This window comes from Pollutimonas bauzanensis (assembly GCF_040393045.1).
In the GTDB taxonomy this organism is placed as follows: Bacteria; Pseudomonadota; Gammaproteobacteria; order Burkholderiales; family Burkholderiaceae_B; genus Pollutimonas; species Pollutimonas bauzanensis_A.
Genome location: NZ_JBEBUX010000007.1, coordinates 1 through 21,534 on the forward strand (window position 1 = coordinate 1; position 21,534 = coordinate 21,534).

General features: G+C 56.4%; 18 protein-coding genes. 4 read left to right on the forward strand and 14 right to left on the reverse strand.

The annotated features are described in order from the left end of the window. From ABWO67_RS01975 to tssJ, 6 genes are all read right to left on the reverse strand, one after another. Positions 1-804 (reverse strand): serine/threonine-protein kinase (locus ABWO67_RS01975; protein ID WP_502929946.1); only part of this gene is annotated, 804 nt, incomplete at its 3' end. A 1-nt stretch (position 805) separates the two neighbouring features. Beyond that, positions 806-1,537, reverse strand: a complete 732-nt coding sequence (gene tagF / locus ABWO67_RS01980) for a type VI secretion system-associated protein TagF (RefSeq protein ID WP_353146750.1) — start codon at positions 1,535-1,537, stop codon at positions 806-808. Between the two features lie 6 nt (positions 1,538-1,543). Next, a complete protein-coding gene (gene tssM, locus ABWO67_RS01985; RefSeq protein WP_353146752.1) occupies positions 1,544-5,161 on the reverse strand; it encodes a type VI secretion system membrane subunit TssM in 3,618 nt (1,205 codons plus the stop codon). After that, positions 5,158-6,390 carry a DotU family type VI secretion system protein gene (locus tag ABWO67_RS01990; RefSeq protein ID WP_353146754.1) on the reverse strand — a complete coding sequence of 411 codons (1,233 nt, stop codon included), beginning with the start codon at positions 6,388-6,390 and terminating at the stop codon, positions 5,158-5,160. The genes tssM and ABWO67_RS01990 overlap by 4 nt, the downstream gene beginning before the upstream one ends. Continuing rightward, positions 6,387-7,718 carry a type VI secretion system baseplate subunit TssK gene (tssK, locus tag ABWO67_RS01995; protein WP_353146756.1) on the reverse strand — a complete coding sequence of 444 codons (1,332 nt, stop codon included), beginning with the start codon at positions 7,716-7,718 and terminating at the stop codon, positions 6,387-6,389. Before tssK ends, ABWO67_RS01990 begins: the two co-directional genes overlap by 4 nt. A gap of 33 nt (positions 7,719-7,751) precedes the next feature. Further along, the gene (gene tssJ, locus ABWO67_RS02000) at positions 7,752-8,264 is read right to left on the reverse strand and encodes a type VI secretion system lipoprotein TssJ (RefSeq protein ID WP_353146758.1); all 513 of its coding nucleotides are present in this window, start codon (positions 8,262-8,264) and stop codon (positions 7,752-7,754) included. A gap of 211 nt (positions 8,265-8,475) precedes the next feature. On the opposite strand from tssJ, the gene ABWO67_RS02005 reads away from it, so the two are divergent. Continuing rightward, positions 8,476-8,865, forward strand: a complete 390-nt coding sequence (locus ABWO67_RS02005; RefSeq protein WP_353146760.1) for a TssQ family T6SS-associated lipoprotein — start codon at positions 8,476-8,478, stop codon at positions 8,863-8,865. Then, positions 8,862-9,593: an FHA domain-containing protein gene (locus ABWO67_RS02010; protein WP_353146762.1), complete on the forward strand. Its 732-nt coding sequence runs from the start codon at positions 8,862-8,864 to the stop codon at positions 9,591-9,593. Before ABWO67_RS02005 ends, ABWO67_RS02010 begins: the two co-directional genes overlap by 4 nt. On the opposite strand, the gene tssH is transcribed toward ABWO67_RS02010, so the two are convergent. The 8 genes from tssH to tssA all read right to left on the reverse strand — a co-directional run bounded on the left by tssH (position 9,578) and on the right by tssA (position 19,639). Further along, on the reverse strand, positions 9,578-12,199 hold the full coding sequence (tssH, locus tag ABWO67_RS02015; protein WP_353146765.1) for a type VI secretion system ATPase TssH: 2,622 nt from the start codon (positions 12,197-12,199) through the stop codon (positions 9,578-9,580). The genes ABWO67_RS02010 and tssH overlap by 16 nt on opposite strands. A 60-nt stretch (positions 12,200-12,259) precedes the next feature. Further along, positions 12,260-13,276 carry a type VI secretion system baseplate subunit TssG gene (gene tssG / locus ABWO67_RS02020; protein WP_353146768.1) on the reverse strand — a complete coding sequence of 339 codons (1,017 nt, stop codon included), beginning with the start codon at positions 13,274-13,276 and terminating at the stop codon, positions 12,260-12,262. A gap of 70 nt (positions 13,277-13,346) precedes the next feature. Then, complete coding sequence (gene tssF / locus ABWO67_RS02025) at positions 13,347-15,236, reverse strand: type VI secretion system baseplate subunit TssF (RefSeq protein WP_353146771.1); 1,890 nt, start codon at positions 15,234-15,236, stop codon at positions 13,347-13,349. Beyond that, positions 15,236-15,799, reverse strand: coding sequence for a type VI secretion system baseplate subunit TssE (gene tssE, locus ABWO67_RS02030; RefSeq protein ID WP_353146774.1), 564 nt, complete (start codon positions 15,797-15,799; stop codon positions 15,236-15,238). Before tssE ends, tssF begins: the two co-directional genes overlap by 1 nt. Before the next feature lie 69 nt (positions 15,800-15,868). After that, positions 15,869-16,351, reverse strand: a complete 483-nt coding sequence (locus ABWO67_RS02035; RefSeq protein ID WP_353146776.1) for an Hcp family type VI secretion system effector — start codon at positions 16,349-16,351, stop codon at positions 15,869-15,871. 93 nt (positions 16,352-16,444) lie between these two features. Then, a complete protein-coding gene (tssC, locus tag ABWO67_RS02040; RefSeq protein ID WP_353146778.1) occupies positions 16,445-17,956 on the reverse strand; it encodes a type VI secretion system contractile sheath large subunit in 1,512 nt (503 codons plus the stop codon). A 15-nt stretch (positions 17,957-17,971) separates the two neighbouring features. Then, entirely contained in the window at positions 17,972-18,523 is a 552-nt protein-coding gene (gene tssB, locus ABWO67_RS02045) for a type VI secretion system contractile sheath small subunit (protein ID WP_353146781.1), read from the reverse strand. A gap of 57 nt (positions 18,524-18,580) precedes the next feature. Further along, entirely contained in the window at positions 18,581-19,639 is a 1,059-nt protein-coding gene (tssA, locus tag ABWO67_RS02050) for a type VI secretion system protein TssA (protein ID WP_353146784.1), read from the reverse strand. A 336-nt stretch (positions 19,640-19,975) separates the two neighbouring features. On the opposite strand from tssA, the gene ABWO67_RS02055 reads away from it, so the two are divergent. Then, positions 19,976-20,155 (forward strand): hypothetical protein, encoded by a 180-nt coding sequence (locus ABWO67_RS02055; protein ID WP_353146787.1) that lies wholly within the window; start codon positions 19,976-19,978, stop codon positions 20,153-20,155. A 344-nt stretch (positions 20,156-20,499) separates the two neighbouring features. Beyond that, positions 20,500-21,198, forward strand: coding sequence for a transglycosylase SLT domain-containing protein (locus tag ABWO67_RS02060; protein WP_353146790.1), 699 nt, complete (start codon positions 20,500-20,502; stop codon positions 21,196-21,198). Positions 21,199-21,534 lie beyond the last annotated feature (336 nt).

A 21,534-nucleotide genomic window follows, 5' to 3' on the forward strand; every position in this document is an offset into this window, starting at 1 on the left:
CGATGCCGCGACAGATGGGTCGACCGCATCATCCTGCAGCCACCATGCACCCAATGCAATCAACATGGCCGCCACAAAACCTATCATCCAGACAGGTGCTTTTTTCGACGCCGAATTCTTAGGGACCTCCGGGATGCCGCTACCCTCATCAGCTTCCATGTCGTCATATACCGCAGGCGCACCGCCACCGTTCAAGGCCGGCGCTACAGACACTGCGGCAACATTCTGCTCTTGCGCTGCTGGCGCAAGCTGCGACAAGCCCAACAGGTCGGAAAAATCATCTATAGAGGAAAAGCGCAACTGCGGCAATAAAGACATACCGCGATCAATGACGCCAAGAAACTCACGTGAGTATGCTGGCATAGCCATACCCCGCAAGGGATCACATGCATCCGACACCATACGCTGCACAGCATCAGGCGGGGATTGCTTGAGGATCAGCGTACGGATCAGCGCACACATGCCGTAGATATCTGTCCATGGCCCCAACGGCCAGGCCGGATCGTCGGCATGCTGTTCGAATGCCGCAAACCCGGCACGATTCACGTCGCACAATGCCTCCGACTCCACCCAAGTGTCTGCTGGCACCGCCAATCCCGCCGCTATCCGCAGTATCCCGTCAGCATCGATGAACACATCATCAAGCGAGATCCTTGCGTACAGGCGATCTTCCCGATGCAAAGGTTGCAGTGCTTGCGCTAACTGGGCCATGCACCTTTTAAGGTCAACTTCGGTCAGATTGTGCCCGGCAGACAACCACCCACTGTCGCGCACAGAAATCCAACCGGGAGGTACGTTAGTCATATTAGCGATAGCCTGCATGAGAGATAAATAGTTTGTTGAACAAGGTGGCGTTCAGCGCGCCGCCATGGACGTGGCTCTTGTACGCCGCGCCCTCTATCGTGTTGGTCCACCAATAACTGGTGTGCGAACTTGGGTTGAAGTACGAAGGCAGATCGCGCCACCCCAAGTCGTCATTCGTCGTCACGGACAACGGGGTCGCATGTCCGACATTCAATACGCTCAAAATGTCAGTGCCGGGATCATCAGCCACAACAGGTTGCGGCGTAAGCATCGTATTGATCAGACCGCAGGCCGTTCGCAAGGACAGATCGAACTGCTCTGGATTACACCCATGACGCAAGGCAGCCAACAGACTGACGCCAAGCTGTCGATAGAAAGCAGTCGCCCCGGCCAATACCGCAGGCTGGAAATCTCGCTCCGGCATGCTCAACATGACGGCCAGCGGATAACAGCGCCCGACCCGATCCCGACTGGGTCCGATACAGCCCAGTTGCACCACGCCTGACCCGAATCCCGCCGGAATGGCGAAATTCCATAAAGGCGCGTTCAGATAGGACGCTTCAATACTGGCGGCATCTGACTGATGCATGCCTGCCACGCCCATCTGCAGCCACTTGTCCCACCATAAGATCAGCTCGCGACTTAGGCGCCTGTGTATGAAATCGCCATTGGCAGGGATTTTTCCGTACCAACCCAAGGTTTCCCACCATGCCTCGGCATTCTGCTTGTGCATGCTTGCCTATCCTTTGCCCGGGCAGCTAAAGCCCCGCATCTCATCCAGCCTGAACGGGCTTTTCACGGTATTGGCACTGAGCTCCAGCACCACTTGACGTCCACCGATCGAGAAGGTGGCAATGGTGATTTCGGGTGAAGGTCCGCGCTTCAGAGTCGCCTTGTCCAGAAGGCGATTCAGGGCCCATGGTCCTGAAGCCGACAAACCCGACACCCCGGTCTGTGGCAGCAGTTCAATATTCACCTGATTGCTTGCACGCGTGCCCGGCCACTGCACCGTCGTGCCCACCTGCGGACCATGCGCATAGCTAATCGTTTGTCCATCTACGTTCATGATGAACTGCGTGATAGTCGAATCCATTTGAATAGGCCGGATCGACACACGATAAGACGGATCGGTTCCCGTCGCCGTGAAATACACACTACGTATGGTGCTGGCGCGCTGGAAGGCATCCAGGTAGCCCGCCATCTCGCCCTTCTCGCCATCAATGCCGGGTTTGAAACGCCAGCGCGAGCCCGACATATCGATATGATTCGCCAGGTTCTTCTGGAAGAAATCATCCATCATGGCGTTCGGTGCAAACAGGCGCGCGAAATCGTTGGGGGCCACATCGCGTGAAGATTTAGCCGAGAAGGGATAGCGCCCCGCAATAGCCTGGCGGCAGAACACACCCAGATTGGCGGAAATCGTTTGTCCCAGGCGTTGACGCTCGACATCCGACACCTCGTTCGATGCCTGCAAGGACAACTGCGTCAACATGCCTCCCACCGGTTTGGGCAGCCTTCCCGCTTCGGCCTGAAGCTGCGTGACGACGGGCGATGCCGGCACCGGGCCGGCACTGCGCAGCGCCGCATCCGACGCGGTCAGATACACGTACAGGTCATTAATCAAATCGGTGGTCGCAACAATAGGCGCCTGCCCGCCTTGGGGCGCGGTTGCCATATTGCGGTACATGCCAAAATGCCGGTCGACCAACGCTTCGATGCGTTCACCCGGATCCGTTTGACGCGCCGGATCGCCAGGCAATACAGAACCAAACATCCGTTCCAGCGAATGCTGTGTCGAGTTCACCCTTTCTTTGGCGCGATCGACCAAAGAACGCTCATCGTTCTGGCTGTCGCGAAGCAGCGTCGTTTCCCTGGCAACCGATTGAATGAGACGAACCAAAGGCGAATTGCCGCCCGACAGCGTGCGCGCCATTTCTATACTCTGCAATAGTGTCTGGGCGGGGATCAAAGTCAGATCCGCCAGGTAGGCATCCCAGTTCTTGACGTAGTCAGCCAAATACAGTCGCTTGATATCCGCAATCAACTGCGCATTGGGCACGGTACTGTCACGATCTGCGGCGGCCAAACCCATCACCCAAAGATCGTCACGCTTCAAATTGGCGGCAACCCCGCCAACCTGCTTATCGACTTTGTCCCAATAACCCTGATAGCTGTACAGGCCGGGGATGCCTTCGTTCAAGGGCTTGCCGCTGGCGCGTGTGAATACAGACATCGCCGAAGGTCCAGCCAGATCAAGAAACGTCGTGTCGGTCATCTGGTCATTCAGCAACAAGCGTTTCAAGCGGCTATAAGCCCGCGTCGACAGGGCGTGCTGATCAAGGTTGGCCCGTGTTTTTGCAACCAATGCTTCATTCTTGGCGAACGGTGAGGTCAACACGCGACTGTCGACCAGCCGGCGCAGATGCAGGGATAACTGCTCGTATTGCTTTCTGGTGTACCCCACGGTCAACAGCGCACGCATATCGGACAAAAGCCAGGTGTGCATGAACTCCGGGTCATAGCGTTTGGCGTCATACAGCATTAAATAGGCGCGCAAAGCCTCGTAGGAATATTCCAGATCGCCGCCCGGCGCCGACTCCAGCGCTGCAGTGACGCGCTGCGCTATTTGCGGACTCAGCACCTGATCTTGCGCGGCCTGGTAGGCGCCATCGGCCCCCGCCTGCATTTTCCTGCCCTGATAAAGCCCAAAGCCATGACTAAAAGGCGGATCATCCGTTTCAAAACCATCGCCGGCTGGCAATGCCTGCAACGCATCCAGATAGGGAAGCAAGCCCAGCACATCGCCGGATGCGTCAAGCTTGATGTCGCGGCCCAGCGATTCGACGTCAGGAATACGCGCTTCTACCGTATCCAGATAAGCGCTGTTGTGGCGATAGCTATTAATCCAGCCAAGCAGCAGCAACACCAGACATGTGCCAACCATGGCGTACCCGCCCCACTGCAGCCGCCGGTAGCGTTGCTCCCACTTCATATTGCGTCCGGCCAGCCCCGACTCGGGGAAAATCACCTTTTGCAAAAGATTCTGCAGAAAGAAACTGCGCCCATGTCCGCCCGGCGTGCCGTCTTCCACACTGCTACTGGTGGGCGGGCCATCGATTTTCAGATAACGCTTGAGCGGTCCCGTAACATGATCGAAAGTCTGTCCGCCCTGGGTGCCGCTGGTGAAGTAGACTCCGCGCGGCATCAGCGACGATTCGAACCTGGACGTGGCGAACACGTCGCTAAGAAAGTGGCCGAGTATGGACTGCAGTCCCGCAAACTGCTGAGGCAACAGATAGGCCAATGCACGTCGGCCTTCATCGGGCTCGGCGCTGAGCACATCAGGCAAGGCGGTATACAGCCGCTGTTTCAGCAGCTCGTATTCATTATTGAATGACTCATGCAGATTGAAGCCTTCGGCCTGGGTGTCGGCATAAGGAAACGTGAATCCCCATACCTGCTTCAGTGCTTCACGGCTGCACGACGAAAAGTACTCGCTAAAGCCCGACATCAAGTCTGACTTGGTCACCAGAATATAGACGGGAAACTGAATACCCAGCTGATCCCGCAACTCTTGCAAACGACGGCGCAATATCGCCGCATGCTGTACCCGTTCAGTGTCGGACGACGACAACAAGTCTTCGATACTGACCGTCAGCATGACGCCATTGACGGGCTGGCGTCCACGATAGCGGATCAGCAAGCTAAGAAAGCCTTTCCATTCTTCCTCGTCGCCGGCCGAATCGCTTTCGTGCGTCGTGTAGCGGCCTGCCGTATCCAGCAAGACGGCATCGTCGGTAAACCACCAGTCACAGTTGCGGGTACCCCCGACGCCTTTTAGTGCGACTTTGCCGAATCGTTCGGCCAAAGGAAAGTTCAAACCCGAATTGACCAGCGCCGTGGTCTTGCCCGAACCGGGCGCGCCGATGAATACATACCAGGGCAACTGATACAAATGCTGGCGTGAAAAACGTGCCAACGAAAAGCGGCTTGCCTTGCCATCGAACCGCATCTTGCGCAGAAGACCGATGGCCTCATCGAAGCGATCGGACAAGGCTTTGATCTCTGCGTTCTCTTCGGTATCTTGCGCGACTGTCTTTTTCGACGGACGCCGCAGCTGTCCCAGCAGTTGTGCGTTAAGCCGCCCTTCGCGCCATTTCCTCCACAGCACGCGCAATAGCCAGATTGCGAACAGCGCGACAATCACATAAGTACGGGCCGTTACGGATTCCAGGGGTCGAACGGCACCGACCGCCAGCAGCGGACCTGCCACCCATATCAACAGCGCCAGCGCGACCAGACCAAAAAAGTTCCAGAGACCACGGCTAAGCAGAATACTGATTACATTGCCCATCATGGCCGGGGCCCTCCTTGTGCTTGATTGGTAGCACCTGCCGCCACGGGAGACACCAACAGCGTGATTTCCACGCGACGATTTCTGGCTCGATTAGCCGGACTGTTATTGGGCGCTACGGGATTGGCATCACCACGGCCCTCGGCGCGAACACGTTCGGGCTGCATCACGCGATCCTGCAAAAGCGCCTTGACAGCATCCGCGCGCGCTTGCGAGAGTTCCCAGTTCGACGGAAAGCGCACAGTACGTATGGGTACGTTGTCGCTATAGCCACTGACCAGAATGCTGCCCTGGGTTTGGTTCAGTGCGTCAGCAACACGCGACAGCACCGGAATGTATTCAGAACGCAGATCATTCGAGCCCGATGTGAACAACCCATCGCCACGCAGGATGATGACGCTGCGATCCGCCTCATTACGAACTGCCAGCAAGTTTTCCCTGATCTCCGGCGCCAGAAATCCCATCAGGGTTTGGCCAAACGGGACGGCGGCGGGTGCGGGTGGTGGCGCCTTGGGGGCCGGCGCCGGCAGCACCGGAGGTTTAAGCCCTGCCATCGCGGTGTACACGCCATCGGACTTGCTGCCCAGGCTCCAGCTCATACCGAAATAGGAAAACAATCCAATGGCTGCGGCCATGGCGGCGAACGCCCACAGAGGAACCGGCAAGCGTCTGACCTGCGCCAGCAACGGCGCATCCTGCCAATGCGGCGATAGCGCGGCAGCATATTCCCCACGCACGTCGCGCAGTATCAACAGCAGCCGCTGACGCACGGTATCGAGCTGGCTGCGGCCGTTATCCGCTACCCGATATCGTCCTTCAAAGCCCAACAGCAGGCAGTAGTACAACAACTCCAGCAAATCGATATGCTGCCTGGGGTTTTGCGACAGCTTGGCCAGCAACTGGAAGAATTTCTCTCCGCCCCAGGTTTCGTTATGGAAGGTGACCAAGAGGCTATGGGCCGACCACACGCCGTTGCCGCCCCACGGCGTCAAGGCAGCCGCTTCGTCCAGCGCCGTGCATAGACAGTAACGCGCGCCCAGGATGGTTTCGTTCGCAATACCCGCCTGCTGCGCACGCATCTCGAACTGGCGCACTTCATCCAGCAGATGCTCACGCAACAATTGCGGGGATGGGTGCGTTGGCGTTGCACGGATTTGCGGTATCAACACCAACAATGAATTGGCGGCGGCGACCAACGTATTGTTGGACATGGTGAAGCTTTCTTGCGTCATTCGCGAATCGCCCAAAACTCAAGCTGTAGACCAGGAAAATCGCCCGCCAGATGCAAGGCCAGTCCACCGGTGCGCTCGAACTGTCTCCACATTTCGCCGCTCTTTTCCAGTTCAAAATAGATATAGCCCGCGTGATACGGAAGCGGCTTTGGTACGTTAGCCAAAGGTCGCAAAGTGATGCCCGGCAACTGCAGATGAACCAGATCGCGTATGCGCTCGATAGGCCCCAGCTTGGCCTGCGCAGGTAGTCGGGTACGCGTAAGTTCGGACGGCATTTGTGCATGAACGGCCAATACCAGGCCTGCTGTGCGCACCATGTCGAGGTCATTGAAGTGGGCCACCCGCACGCCCTGCCCTTTGTCTTCCAGCGGAATCTGAATGGCCTTGTCTTCCAGAATGGCCGACAGCGACCGGCGCAGCTGCGCCATCAATGGCTCGAAACTCGATGCCAAGTCATCATGCCTATACTCGGGAAAAGAAACCAAACGCCGCGTTTCAGCGGAAAACGTTGCCAGATCACCCGCCAACATCAATAAGTCGTGGAATATGCGCTCTGGGTGCAGGGTTTCAAGCTGCCGCGCATGCCATATCGCCCCGCGATAACGATTAATTGTTTTAAGCAGCAAGAACTCCGATACTTCTGAAACGCCGCCCCGCCCTGGCTCTGCCAACCGCTGAACCAAAAGCTCACTGCGCGCTTCGAGCAAGCCATAAAGCTCGTGGACGAATGAACGAAGTACCGGATTAAAGCCCGCAGCCAAAGTCGGGGGGACGTAGCGCTCGTCCAGCAGCAGGCGGTTGTCGCTGCGCCGCTCTAGCGCAATCGCAACACCCAAAGCCAGCCATTCGCCGCCCACGTCATCTTCCTGCATTAGACGCATACGCAGGCGCCCCAATTGCAGCACCGCAGGCCCCAGCGCCACGGCGCTTGAGTCGGCAACCTCTTCTTCCACGACGCTGTAACGCGCAAGCTTGTCGGCATCATCCTCAAACGACACGTCCTGCCCGCCACGGCGGCGCCGCGGTACGACCAACATAATTTTCTTGTGATGTGCGCCGGCGGGCAGTTCAAGCGCTTCAGGCGCATCCTCTGGTGAACTGAAATCAAAAGGCGTGCCGTCAGGAAAAACACCTGTCGCCTGCTTCAGGGCCAGGCGACCCAACGCCAGTGCATCCAGATCCAACTGCAAAGTTCTGAATCCCCAGAACACACCTGCTGCGCATTGTGTGTGAACGCCGCTGCGATGCTCAAGATGCCGTTCCATCTGTTGAAAATGATGAGGGCGCAAAAACATGCCCTCGGACCAAACCACTTTCTTTCGTTCCATTATCGACCTTAGCCTGTCTATAGAAATAACTGATCAGTTGCTGGGAACAAGCGTCATGCCGCGCTTTCCAACTTCAATCCTGATGCGCTTTTCGCCCGGCGAAAATTGCCAGAACTTGTAAATATTCGTGCGCCTGGATTCCGGCAATTCAACGACTTGACGCCATTGGCTGGCATCCAGTTCCCGATAGCCGGCCACGACGGCCAGGGCTTTGGCGTTGACATCTCCGGGACGGCTAATGATTTCTGTTTGGCCAGGCTTCAGAATGACGCGGCTCGTGGCCAGCAGCTCGTCGCCAAGCGCCGCATTGGCATCGCCCTGCAATGCAAAGTAGCCCGTAGACTGGAATTTGCTGACCGATTTCAATTCATAAACGGTCAGCTGTATGGGGGATGCCTCGCCGTTGACGCCTGGATTCACGTCAGGCATGGCCTGAAGTTCGACCACATAAGGCACAGCCAAGCGGCTAGCCGTCGCCGCGCAACCGGCCAAGGCCAAACAAAAACAAGCGGTTAAAAACGTACGCCCGTAAGGCCGTGTGATCATGCAATGATTCCCTGTTTTTCTGGTTCCCGGATAAGACCGCTATCAAACACAAGACAGAAGTCATTTACGTTAAACCTACAGAGTCTTACTTCATTTACATTAAGAAAAAACAAAAAACATCAATAACGAGTTGCGAAGGCCTAAGTAAGAAAACAGACACATTGAGCCATTAGGATGGCAAGAATTGCGCAACTTTGTATCAACAACATTCATGACTCACAGCATCCTGACACCGCTCAGCGTCCTATTGACCAGCCTTGCCTTAAGCGCCTGCGCCGTTCATCCCAACGGCCCGGATACGGTAGCCACCCCCGCCCAACAGCAAGCGCTGGCGGAACTGGAACAAGACTACAACGCGGGGAACTATGCACAGGTTGCCCGAACCGTCGGACTGTCGGCCACCCTGCAAACGGCGCCACCCAGTGTTTATATACCGGCGATGAAACTTCAGGCCTTCAGTTATTGCCTGCAAAAAATCACCTATCAATGCGAACGCAGCTTTGACAGACTGCTTGAACGCTATCCCGACTTCGACCTGGCTCCCTCTGAGCGTAATCACCCCATGTGGGGCCCGGTATTTTCCAAGGCGAAGGCAAAATGAGATTCGTTGTCACCCACCCATCATCCTCATTCCTGGCAGCATTTGATTTTACGGAGCCGGGCGGAACAATAGGCCGATGCCCCGGCAATCATCTCCTGCTCAGCGAAGACGTGGATGTAGGCCGGATTCAGGCTGTGGTTCGCATCAGGAACGATGACTGCAGCTTGATGAATGTATCCAGCCACACAGAAATGCGGCTTAATGGCCGCCAGTTGCCCATGATGCAGGAAATGCCCTTCGTTCAGGGCGACACCCTGACGATAGGCGCCTATACGCTCCAGGCCGATACCTTAGCGCCGCCCGCCGCAGCCGTCGTAGTCGCCGACACCATACAACCGGGGCCAGAACCTGACATCACCGCTCAAGATGCTCAAGACATTCAAGATACGTCGGATATCTTCAAGGAGTTGCTAGAGGGCCCCGGCGTATTGCCTGTGGGCCTCCCGGCCGAAACCAACGGCTTGCACCCCTTCGAGCTTGATTCACAGGCGCCACGCAATCATCCCGACCCAATGAGACTGCAGGACAATCAGCATAGGCTGCCGGATTACGAGTCAGCCCATGAACGCTTCAATACCGAACCCGGGCAGCACGACAGCCATATTTTCAGTGATCCTGCACCAAGCACCCTGAACCTTCAGGACCCCCTGGCGCCGCAGCGCAAGAGCCTCATCGACGAAGCCCTTGCGCACGGTCATTCCAGCGAGAAATATCACGAGAAATGGTAGACGAACTCGCCGCCCGCGGCGCCCAGGATTACCGAGTTCATCGACTGGAGCGCAACAGCCGAGGTGAGTAGTTCGCGGCTTATTCTGGGCAAGACCGTGTTGGTCAGTATGGTGTCTATCATCCGTCCGCCGGATTCGACTTCAGTGCAACGATTCACAATAAGATCAACGGCCTCGGGCTGTACCGTCATCTGCATCTGATGGTTTTCAAACAGGCGAACGCGTATGCGTTCAAGCTGCATCGATACGATCTGCGCCAGCATCTCGTCAGGCAATGGGTAGTATGGCACCACGATCAGCCGCCCGAGCAAAGCCGCGGGAAACATCTGCAGCAAAGGCTGGCGCAAGGCCTGCGTCAACTTGTCGGCCGACGGCAAACTCGCCGGATCCTGGCATAGGGTAGCCACCCGGTCTGACCCGACATTGGAAGTCAGGATAATGACTGTGTTCCTGAAGTCGATGTAGCGGCCCTCACCGTCTTCCATCCAGCCTTTATCAAAGACCTGAAAGAAAATCTCGTGCACATCGGGATGCGCCTTTTCGACCTCATCAAGCAAGACCACGCTATACGGACGGCGCCGCACGGCCTCCGTCAGCACACCGCCCTCGCCGTAACCCACATAGCCCGGAGGCGCCCCTTTCAAGGTCGAAACGGTATGGGATTCCTGAAACTCGCTCATGTTGATCGAGATTACATTCTGCTCACCACCATAAAGCGTTTCGGCCAGCGCCAGGGCGGTTTCCGTTTTCCCCACGCCGCTGGGCCCGCACAAAAGAAAGACACCTACTGGTTTGTTGGGGTCGGTCAGCTTGGCTCGCGACGTTTCAATACGCTGGGCAATGGCACCCAGCCCATGACGTTGCCCGACCACTCTTTTTTCCATCGTGTCGGCCAGTTGCAATACCGAGGCGGCTTCGTCCCGCAGCATGCGTCCCACCGGAATACCGGTCCACTCGGCGACAATCGCCGCCACCGAGGCAGCATCTACCGACGGATAAATGAGCGGCGTCTCGCCCTGATGTTGCGCAAGCCGGTCGTGCAAATGGTTAAGTTCCGTACGCAGCCGTGCCTGCTCGTCGGACGCTCGTTCCACTTCGTCCAAAGCACCTCGCAAGCCATGTAACTCGGTAACCAGTACATGCTCGACCTGCCAGCGCCCATCCAGTGCGGCCAACCTTTCCCGACACGCCAATAAACGCGCCTGTACTTGTTCGTTGCGCGCCACGTGCTCGATACCCAGTTGTTGCTCACGTTCCAGTATGGCCGATTCGATTTCCAGCGCCTCGATGTCGCGCCGGCAATCGTCCAGCTCGCCCGGCACGGCATGCTGGCTGACCGCAACCCGGGCGCAAGCCGTATCCAGCAAAGCGACAGCTTTGTCTGGTAACTGACGCGCAGGTATATAACGATGCGATAGGCGTACTGCCGCTTCTATGGCCTCGTCAAGCAGCAACACCTTATGATGTTCGCCCAGGTTTTGCGCCAGGCCTCGCAACATGACGACCGTCTGCGCTTCCGACGGCTCGGCTATCTGGACAACCTGGAAGCGGCGAGTCAGTGCCGGATCTTTCTCGATGTACTTCTTGTACTCTGCCCAAGTCGTGGCGCCTATGGTGCGCAATTGGCCGCGGGCCAGCGCCGGCTTCAACAAATTGGCCGCATCACCCGTGCCGGCGGCGCCTCCCGCGCCCATCAGCGTGTGGATCTCGTCAATGAACAGCACGATAGGCTTTTCGCTTGCCTGAACGGCATCGATGATGGCACGCAAGCGTGCCTCAAACTCGCCTTTCATCCCGGCCCCCGCCTGCAGCAAGCCTAAATCCAGCATGTACAGGGACACCTCACGCAGGGCCGGCGGCACATCGCCTTGCACAAGCCGCAGGGCCAGCCCCTCGATCACGGCTGTCTTTCCGACACCCGCCTCTCCTGTTAGCAAGGGATTATTCTGGCGGCGCCGCATCAAGATGTCGATAATCTGGCGGATTTCTTCATTGCGTCCGGATACCGGATCGATCTCCCCCGCCCGCGCGCGCGCAGTCAGGTCGATAGCATACTGGGCCAGGGCGACAGCACCCTGGGATGTTGCCCCCGCTGCTGGCTGGGGCGCCGCCGGCGAAGCCGCATCCTGCTCTGCCGAACCCCGTACGATGTCGTCAAACTTCATCAGCAGGAGATCGGGAACAATTTTCTTGAACTCGGGCGATATGCTCAATAGCACATGACGCAGGCTGGTCGCCTTCAGCAATCCGGCCAACAGGTGCCCACTGCGTATACGTGGCGCGCTGTATTTGAGCGATGCGTAAATCCAGGCCCTTTCCACAGCTTCATCGATATGCTCGGACAGATCCGAGACCGATCCTGCGCCTTGCGGCAACTGGTCCAGCGCGGCAAGAATACCTGTATCGACCGCCGCCGTATCCAGATCGAAGTACGCCATGATGGCGTGCACATCCGTGTTCTGTGCGTGCGTCAATTGATGCAACCAATGCACCAGTTCAACATGAGCGTGATGCCGCAGTTTGCAAAATGTGGTTGCGCCATCGAGCGTCCTGTACATCAAATCGCCCAGCTTTCCGAAAAGTTCTACACGGCTTATATCCGACATGGTTCCAACTTTATCAATGAAAAATTTTCAGATTTCGACACAGGCATCGCGCAATCTGATTCACGCAGCGCCCATGCGCCGTTCAAGATTCAGCACGACATCGCGCGCATCACCTTGCTGTCGATCCCGCTGACCCAGCCAACTGGCCATGCCCAAGGGAGAGGATTGTCCTAACATCAGTCCCCGCACATCCCGTTCATCCAGCACCAACCGCACATCCCACTCATACTCCAGGCCTACGTACTGACGCACCCAGTCGAGCAACTGCCGAGCCTTGCTTGTGCCGGGCATGAATTGCATATAGGCCTCCATACGCAATGGCCCCAACTCGATGCGAAATTTGTGCTGGGCATCCCGCACGGCAGCGCCCAATAAAGTGGTCTGCCCCAACATCATCCCGGCGCCGCCCAGAGCCAATTGCTGGTCTTCATCCAGATGTATCCAGTGCGGTACGAACTCCTGGATCTGTACAGGCACTTCAAAATAGATGCGCAAAATCTGCAGCAAGCCTTCCGGATTGCGCGTCTGACGCAACAGATGACCCGCCATGTAATACTTTGCGTGGTCGGGCACGCTGTCTCTGCCTTGCTGGCCCTCGGTGCCCATATGCAGCAGGCTGGCCAGGTAACGGCTGAACGGCTGATCTGCATGATCCAGACTGACCGTGCTTTGGGCATCGGCCCACGCCCGGTAAAACAACAGGATCAGCCTATGATGAAAAATGTCGGCAAAAGCAGCCAGCGTTTCATCGCCATGATGATGAATCCGTTCCCGCGCATACTCCGTCAGATGCAGCGGCAAGGGACCATTGGGCCCAAATAGTCCAAAGCTGTATATGGACAATTCAGGAATACTATCGGGGGCACCGCAAGACGCCGCCGACAGCGTAGAGGGGGAAAACGCCATGCTCGGCGTCTGGCGCATCCTCACGGGCTCATCCCTGGGGGTGTTCGCCCGGCCCAACGGTTTGCTTGCGCCGCCCCGGGCATCGATCCATCGCAACACATGAAACAAATCATGCGAATAGGGATTCGCCTCGAGGTTTTCCCAAAAATCCACCGGCAAGGTGTCAGTCATTACAGCAACCGGCTCATCAGGCCTAAACGTGTGTTGCGCTATCGGATACTCGCTCAGCATAGTTCCGCCTTTACACCGCGGGGCGTCCGCCCAGTCGGGCCGGCCAGCCTGCGATTTGCCCACGCTGCAGTGTCGACAGGGTCATTTCAGTCATCATATTCATGGACACATGGCGCGCGAAGAACTGCTCCAGCACCGCTGCAAACATGAACGGGCTGATACCGGCAAACGCGGTCTCATCCACGTTGACATCAATCTTCACGCCACGTCCCAACAACAAGGGACCCGGTACAGGCAAGCGGCGATGCATAGTCTCGATACGGATATGACGCAGGCCGGAAATCTGCCGGGCCGTTGCCGCGTCTGCGGCGTTGCTGTACAGACTGAGCAATTCGCGCATGGCTTGCGCACCTTGCTGCGCGTCAACGTCAACCAGGCTCAGGTAATTAAGGCCCATATGGCTGATCAAACGCCAGGTCGCCGCGCTGTCGGTCAAGGCGGGACGGGGCCGCGACGGCCCTTTAAGAATACGCACCGCCGATACCGGCGCTGAAACTCGAAGCGTAAAATCGGTCTCGCCGCCACGGGGCAGCAACAGAGGCAAGTCGCGGTTAGTGCATAAGGTTTCCACATTCAAATGACGCAACTGACCTGAATGCGGCGCCTCGTTGCGATCCACCAACGACAAGAAAACCTCGCTGCCGGTGTAAGCAGTACGTGTACCTTCACGCTGCCCGGTGTCCGACAGCACACGCGCCTCGCGCCGGGCCGAGAAGTAGGCGCCGTAGTCGCCGCCGTCCTTTTCAAGCGAACCATAAAAGGGCCGGAACTCCTGCTGCTTGCCGGACGAATCGCGCCCCACCACTTTGGTCACGCTGAACACCTCGTAGTCCAGAGGGCTGGAACGCTCGACGAGCACATGATATTCATGATCCCGGGCCGTCACTGCTATGGGATCGGCCCGCTTTTGCACCAGATTGATGGCCGGCGAGCAGAACAAGGCCAAGTGCTCTGCCGTGATCAGATTTTCAAGCTCCGCCGCGCTGCGATCCAGCAATATCGTCAGCTCAAACGCTTTGCACGACTGGCTGGCCGATATCCGTTTCAATGCTGGCTTCAGGTCATTGATGCTGAAGAAACGGTAGCGGTCGGGAAAGGCAAAATATTCCTGCAACAAGCGGTAGCCTTGAAACAGTCGCGGGTCCGCTGGCAGAAGCGCCTGATTCGGCTCGAACCCCTCGTGTCGAATAACGGTTTTGGGTAAGCGCTCTATGCAGGTCACCGGCCGGGCCGTATCGTGGCATAGCACCGCCACCGTATGCCCTGCCACCAACTCCAGCAAACGGCTCATCTGCACGTCCTGGCCATTCAAATAGAACATCAGTTGATTCAGATCCAGCTCGTGCAGCAAGGCGCCGCCACACAGCGCGATGCGGATGCGCAGCGCAGCCCGTACAGGCGAATCCCGTCCGGCCAGCCCTATGCGGCTTAACGGCAGATCCGCCGGCGATCCGGTCAGCTCCGCGCTTTCGACACGCAATGGCCACAAGGTCACATCATGCGCGGTGGAAAATTCACAACGGGTCTGCTCCCCCGGCGTCAAGCCTGCACGCAAGACCGTACCGCGCGGCAAATGGAAACCGGTCGCCAAAGTTCCTTCGTTCATGCTGGGCGAAAACTGAACCACCGTCATGGATGGTACAGGCGCCAGATAGTTGGGATACGCCACATCCATCAAACGCTGCGAGAACCGCGGAAACTGCGCGTCCATCTTCATCTGAATACGGGCCGTCAAGAAGCTGAAGCCTTCCAGCAAGCGCTCTACATAGGGATCAGCCACGTCGGTGCCATTCATGGCGAGACGCCCTGCTGCTTTGGGATAACGCTCGGAAAATTCAGCGCCCAGTTCGCGCAAATACTCGAGTTCGCGATTGTAGTAATCGAGCAGGCGAGGCTGCATCAGTGCGCGCCCATATCGCTTAGGTCCATGTGACCGTTTTCAAGGTCCATCACGGTACGGAACAGAAATTCCTGGGGATAAGGCACGCACCAGAGCAAGCCTTTGATCTTGAAGCTTAGAATATTATGGTGTTCAAGCACATCGGAGTCTGTCATGCACCGGACGACAACCGTGTCGGCCAAAATGCGCGGCTCAAAATGAATGATTGCGTTCTTGATGGCGCATTCCAGGTCCACCCAATCCACTTCCGACATACGCTTTCCAGCCAGGGCGCGCACACCGAAATTCAGTGTCGATGACCTGACATGATCGCAATGACCCAAGTCGTGAGACGATTCAATGCTGACTGTATTAAGCAACCAGTTCAGATCTCGCAATACTGCAATCCTGAGCTGGGCGTGCGTCAACATGCCGCGTTGGGATTCAGCACGCCGCCGCGGCGCATCGTCGGTCAGGCGGTCCAGCAGTGCGGGTTGCAAGCGATCACGCGCAATACGTGGGTCATCGCCGGGGCCGCGTACTTTATCGTTGCCGAACTGCTCACTTTGCTGTCTGGTCGTCATATCTGCTTTTTTAGAATAAAAAAAGCCGGATAACATGTCATGAAACCTGCTACCCGGCCGCCCTTCTACTTATGCTTCTTTGTTCTGCTTGATATCCCAGGCAACCAGGCTTTCGGCACCCTTGCCGCCAGCGTCGGTCTGTTCCCAGTACTGCTGCTTGACCTTTGCCGCCTGAAACGCATAATTCACAAGTACGACTTCCGACTCTTTGTCGGCAGCGATTTGCACCGAAGTCACCAGAACATCTTCCAGCGTGACCTTGGAATATTCGATCTGCGTGCCGCCAGCCTTGCACAAGGAAAGCTCAATCCTGCTCAAGTGCTTGCCATTGGCGCAATGCTTCATGACAGCCGGTGCGGCCTTGTCAATACGTGCCACCACATGCAGGTCGTTGAAGCTGGCCTTGCCTATGCCGCCACCGCCGCCGCTGGTAATGGAACCGGGCTGAGTCGCACCCCAGGAAAACGACTGGATATCGGTCCAATCCTTATGGTTCGCATCTTTCGATTCGCCATTGGCGCCATCGATTTTCATGAACATATCTACAGCCATAAAACACTCCCGGATTTGAAAATAGTGTTAATAAAAGGGCACTACTTGCTACTGCGTAGCAAACTTAAGCTTCTGGCATTCGCGGTGTAGCGGCTAGCCATCGTTCTGTTTCAAAGAGGGCAGCTTGGAAACCAGCCGCAAAGAGACCGTCAGCCCTTCAAGCTGATAGTGAGGGCGCAAGAAGAACTTGGCGGCGTAGTAGCCCGGGTTATCCTCCAGTTCCTGCACCTGTACTTCGGCAGCCGCAAGCGGTTTGCGTGCTTTGGTTTCCTGAGAAGAATTCACCGGGTCACCGTCGACGTAATTCATGATCCAGTCATTAAGCCAGCGCTCCATGTCGTCACGCTCGCGAAATGAACCAATCTTGTCGCGCACAATGCACTTCAGATAATGCGCAAACCGGCAGCAAGCGAACAGATACGGCAGCCGCGCCGACAACCGGGCATTGGCCGTCGCGTCGGCATCGTAATATTCGGCTGGCTTTTGTAGCGACTGCGCCCCGATGAAGGCCGCAAAATCAGAGTTCTTGCGATGAACCAGCGGCATGAAACCGTTCTTGGCCAGCTCAGCCTCGCGCCGGTCACTGATGGCAATCTCGGTCGGGCACTTCATGTCCACGCCACCATCGTCGGTGGGAAACGTATGGCACAGCATGTTTTCCACCGCGCCACCCGACTCCACACCACGTATGGATGTGCACCAGCCAAACTCTTTGAACGAGCGATTGATGTTCGCCGCCATCGCGTAAGCCGAATTCGACCAGGTATAACGATCGTGGCTGGCGCCTTCGGTTTCCTCTTCGAAATCGAACTCGTCCACCGGATTGGTGCGCGCGCCATAAGGCAGTCGCGCCAGGAAGCGCGGCATGGCCAAACCCACATAGCGGGAGTCTTCCGACTCGCGCAGGCTGCGCCAGGCAGCATATTCGGTATTGGTGAATATATTGGTCAGATCGCGGGGGTTGGCCAGTTCCTGCCAGGAATCCATTTGCATGACATCAGGCGACGCGCCTGCAATGAACGGGCAATGCGCCGCGGCGGAGATCTTGGAGATTTCCCCCAGCAGTTCAATGTCCTGCGGGCTGTGATCAAAGTAATAGTCGCCCACCAGGCAACCCAGCGGCTCGCCACCGAACTGGCCGTACTCTTCTTCATACACCCGCTTGAAAATCGGGCTTTGATCCCAGCCCGCGCCTTTATGGCGCTTGAGTGTGCGACCCAGTTCTTTCTTGGTAATGCACATGGCCCGGATCTTCAGCATCTCGTCGGTTTCGCTGTTGTTGACCAGGTAGTGCAAGCCGCGCCAGGCTCCTTCCAGCTGCTGAAACTGCTCATGATGCAAGATCACGTTGATCTGCTCGGACAGCTTCCTGTCGATCTCGGCAATAATCGCCTGAATGGACTGATAAGCATCCGACGACATCGTGGTCGAGTGCACCAGGGCTTGCTCCGCAAGTGTCTTGACGGCATGCTCAACAGCAAGCCTTGCCTGATCGGTCTTGGGCTTGAATTCTTTTTGCAACAAGGCCGACAAACCATCCGCCTGTTCGGCGTACTGATCTTCGGGCTGCTCCTGCAACACAGCGTTCTGAGTATTTGCGTTCATTAAACGGATTCCGTATCAAGCCTGGTTAGTGGCATCGTTGCCGTCGCTGCTGCTGTCCGGCGTGATGGGCTGGGCTTTGGGCGCGGCGGCCAGCGCGCTCATCAAAGCGGGGTTTTCAAGTACCTTGCCTATCAGCTCTTCCGCGCCGGTCTTACCATCCATATAGGTCAGCAAGTTGGCCAGTTCCGTGCGCGCATCCAGCAGGCCCTTTAAGGCCTCAACCTTGTTGGCCACCGTAGCGGGGGAAAAATCGTTAATGCTGTTGAACTCAATGTCCACAGCAAGCTGACCATCGCCGGTAAGCGTATTCGGCACATGAAATGCCACGCGCGGCTTGACGGCCTTCATGCGGTCATCGAAGTTGTCGACATCCACATCCATGAATTTGCGATCCGCCACGTCGGGCTGCGGCTGCGACGACTTTCCCGCCAGATCCGCCATGACGCCCATCACGAAAGGCAGATTGACAGTACGCTCCGCGCCGTAGATCTCGACGTCATACTCGATCTGCACGCGTGGCGCCCTATTACGCGCTACAAATTTTTGTCCACTTTTACTGGTCGCCATGCATCACTCCTTGTGCAGGGTTAAAAATCAAACTGGGTCGGGCTTCTTGAAACCGCATCATTCCGCCGCGGCCTTAGGCACCCATGTCTCGAACTGATCCAGCCCCTGAGGAGCCAGATTCTTCAACATTTCGTAAAAATCCAGGGGAATGGTTTGCTGGGCGCGGCGTATCAAAAAAGGCGCAGGATGGCTGGGTTCGTAGCGCTCGAAATAGCTGCAAACCTGCTCGAGCGCAAGCAAGGCATCGCTGCGGGACTGAATCGCCACCTCTTGCCAGGCAACACTCGCCAAGCCGACCCGAACAGCGCCGGCCGGCTCAGGCGAAATTGCCTCGCCCAACCTGGGCGCACCATCTTCCGAGGACTGAATTTGCTGGTCGGGATGCCCTGCTTCCGTAGCCGTTTCCATCACATTGGCGATCACGTTCAAGGTGCGCCGGATACCTGAAAAGTCAGGCGTCCATTCGGAACCGATCCGCGATGCGACGGTGTCTTCGATCGCCTTCAATCCAGCCAGCGATCGCGAGACCCCCAGCAGCTCGGGCGCCCGCAACAGATGGGCATGGCGCAAGGCCTCGATCAGGCGGGGACGCCCCCCCGGATAGGTTTCAGACTGCGTCCTGCTGCCATCAAGCAAAGCCTCCGCCTCACGCACCGATACCTGACCATGCATACCCTTCAACAACGAGGCCGATCGTGCACTGCGAACTGCGCCTTGCAAGTCACCCAATGCAACCAGCGCATTGATACGAGGCATAGGGTCGTACTCGTCATCCTGATTCAACAAAGGATATATATGATCCCAATGCTGCTCCAGAGTCGTAGCCAGCAGTTCGATACCATCGGCAAATCCAGGTAGCCCCTTCAGTTCAGCCCACGCCTGAGTCAACAAGACCACGATACGAATGTCGCAAGTGCGCTCGCAAAGCTGCACTGCGTCGCGTTCAATCAATGTCCAGTTCGGCGCCTGCTCGGGGATGATGGTCGAGCCGAACTGCTGTTCGGGCCTGCCTGCCACCGCCTGTTGCAAAGCCAGGAATTCCGGGCTGTACTCCAGGTTTTCACCGCAAGAAGACGACATATCGAACGTCGTGAATAAGTCAGCATATACAGCCATTGAATCTCAATCCGCCTAGCAGTCATCAAAGGGTCGCCAGAAATGCGGCCCCCGTTAAAGATGAAGCGATTCTAGGTATGGCGTGAGTAGCCTATGTGACACGTTCTCTTTCTTACAGTTCTTAATATATTGTTTGCTATTGGATACAAAAAGCAACCTGAGAAATAAGCGCTCTATTCAGGTGAAGGTCTTCACGAAGACGTTCTGCCGGTCAGCCAATTAGCGGATATTGGACGCAGACCGGTTACATCATCCCCAATACTTGCCTTAGCTCAAAAACGCATATACAATGCATATATCTTTTCAATTCGAGCTTTATTTTTTTGAGTATTTAAAATGTCCGACAAGCCCACTAAAGTGAAGCTCAATAAAAAAGATAGTCAGCTGCTGATTCGTATTAGCACCGCCGATCGCGAGCAGTTTTTACAGTTATGCGAAGAACTGGATACCACAGCCGCTCGTGAAATCAGGCTATTTATTCGCGGATTTATCAAAAAGCATAAATCCACCGAGTAGCCTAAATAAATGCAAGGAAAGCACCATGTCCAAGAAAGTGAAATCGATCAAACAAAAAATCAAAGCTCGTACAGCTAAAGTAGAGAAGCACGAAAACAAAATCAAAGCGCTGAAAAAGTCGCTAAAGAAAGCCGCTTAAATTTCAACTGAGCCCAAGACGTTGGGCCGTAGAAAGTTAAAGCCATAAGGCCTGAGGCCGGTACATAACCGAGCCCGGGCCTTTTACTTTTAGGTCGCTTGTCGCTACAACAGCTGTACCATTCCCTTACTTTTCGTGACGGACACCGAGCGCTGCAATGCTATGATTCTTAAAGAAAATAGCGGTGCCATAGGCGCCAAGGCCGATGATAAATACAAAAAACCTCAATACTCAAACTACAACGCTTCACCACACGCCACTGCGCCGCAACCTATATCGAACTACCGTTCGGGTGTTGCTTGTGTGCGGACTACTGGCCCCTGCTGGTGTTCTGGCCAACGGCTTAGTTGGCCTTCAAGACGTCACCTTATCCAGCCAATTCGCTCTTCAGGAGTGGCCCACGGAAGAGCCAGATTTCAGACCTGAACGGCTAGGCGACCAACACCTGCAAACACTTGCTGAAGAGGCCGGCAAAGAGGCACAGGCAAAATACCTGGCTAAAAAATTCAAGCAACATCCGACGGCGATACGCAAGTACATAGATCTTGCCTGGGCCGAAGCAGAGAAGCGCGAGGGAATAGAGCCCGAGCTTCTTATCGCCATCATGCAGAAAGAAAGTGCGTTCCGCGCCAAAGTGCAGAACCGCTATGGCGCCCAGGGACTGATGCAAGTCGTTCGCCGCTGGCATCGTGAAAAGCTGAGTCCGTCGGAATCGCTTTTTGATCCGGAAGTCAACATTCGGGTAGGCGCCGATATTCTGGAAGAGTACATCGAGCTGGCTGGCGGAAGCCTGACCAAAGCCTTGATCAAATATTCAGGTAATGCGCGCAGCTACTCCAGCAAGGTTCTTAAAGAATCACGCAAGCTTGCCGAGCTCGCCGACCAGGCTGTCGTTAGCGGTTAATACCCTGCGTATGTCTGCCGCATAAGCAGGATACGAAGCGCAGAATCCCCCGGGCAACTCTACAGCCGACGCCGCCCCCCAACAAAAAGCCATACGATTCGGTTGTATTGCATCAACACGCCTTAGCTCTTGCAACGCGCCATTGAAAAAGACCACATCAATGGCATAAGGCAGCCCGAACGTATGAATGGCCCAGCAAGGCGACAAATATAGACCCGTACCTTGCGACAAAGCGGGTACAGCATGCAGGCCACGTAAACGTGGCCAAAAGTTCGTGGCCTTGTATAGCGTCAATGGGGTTTCCGAGGCCTCTGCCCTCCCCTGCGGTTGAAGATC

Bases quoted from the DNA above. Each gene is read 5' to 3' on its own strand.
- tssM (WP_353146752.1), bottom strand. From the start codon at position 5,161: ATGATGGGCAATGTAATCAGTATTCTGCTTAGCCGTGGTCTCTGGAAC.
- tssK (WP_353146756.1), bottom strand. From the start codon at position 7,718: ATGGAACGAAAGAAAGTGGTTTGGTCCGAGGGCATGTTTTTGCGCCCT.
- tssJ (WP_353146758.1), bottom strand. From the start codon at position 8,264: ATGATCACACGGCCTTACGGGCGTACGTTTTTAACCGCTTGTTTTTGT.
- ABWO67_RS02005 (WP_353146760.1), top strand. From the start codon at position 8,476: ATGACTCACAGCATCCTGACACCGCTCAGCGTCCTATTGACCAGCCTT.
- ABWO67_RS02055 (WP_353146787.1), top strand. From the start codon at position 19,976: ATGTCCGACAAGCCCACTAAAGTGAAGCTCAATAAAAAAGATAGTCAG.
- tagF (WP_353146750.1), bottom strand. From the start codon at position 1,537: ATGCACAAGCAGAATGCCGAGGCATGGTGGGAAACCTTGGGTTGGTAC.
- ABWO67_RS02060 (WP_353146790.1), top strand. From the start codon at position 20,500: ATGATAAATACAAAAAACCTCAATACTCAAACTACAACGCTTCACCAC.
- tssF (WP_353146771.1), bottom strand. From the start codon at position 15,236: ATGCAGCCTCGCCTGCTCGATTACTACAATCGCGAACTCGAGTATTTG.
- tssC (WP_353146778.1), bottom strand. From the start codon at position 17,956: ATGAACGCAAATACTCAGAACGCTGTGTTGCAGGAGCAGCCCGAAGAT.
- ABWO67_RS02035 (WP_353146776.1), bottom strand. From the start codon at position 16,351: ATGGCTGTAGATATGTTCATGAAAATCGATGGCGCCAATGGCGAATCG.
- tssH (WP_353146765.1), bottom strand. From the start codon at position 12,199: ATGTCGGATATAAGCCGTGTAGAACTTTTCGGAAAGCTGGGCGATTTG.
- tssE (WP_353146774.1), bottom strand. From the start codon at position 15,799: ATGACGACCAGACAGCAAAGTGAGCAGTTCGGCAACGATAAAGTACGC.
- tssG (WP_353146768.1), bottom strand. From the start codon at position 13,276: ATGACTGACACCTTGCCGGTGGATTTTTGGGAAAACCTCGAGGCGAAT.
- ABWO67_RS01990 (WP_353146754.1), bottom strand. From the start codon at position 6,390: ATGACGCAAGAAAGCTTCACCATGTCCAACAATACGTTGGTCGCCGCC.
- tssB (WP_353146781.1), bottom strand. From the start codon at position 18,523: ATGGCGACCAGTAAAAGTGGACAAAAATTTGTAGCGCGTAATAGGGCG.
- ABWO67_RS02010 (WP_353146762.1), top strand. From the start codon at position 8,862: ATGAGATTCGTTGTCACCCACCCATCATCCTCATTCCTGGCAGCATTT.
- tssA (WP_353146784.1), bottom strand. From the start codon at position 19,639: ATGGCTGTATATGCTGACTTATTCACGACGTTCGATATGTCGTCTTCT.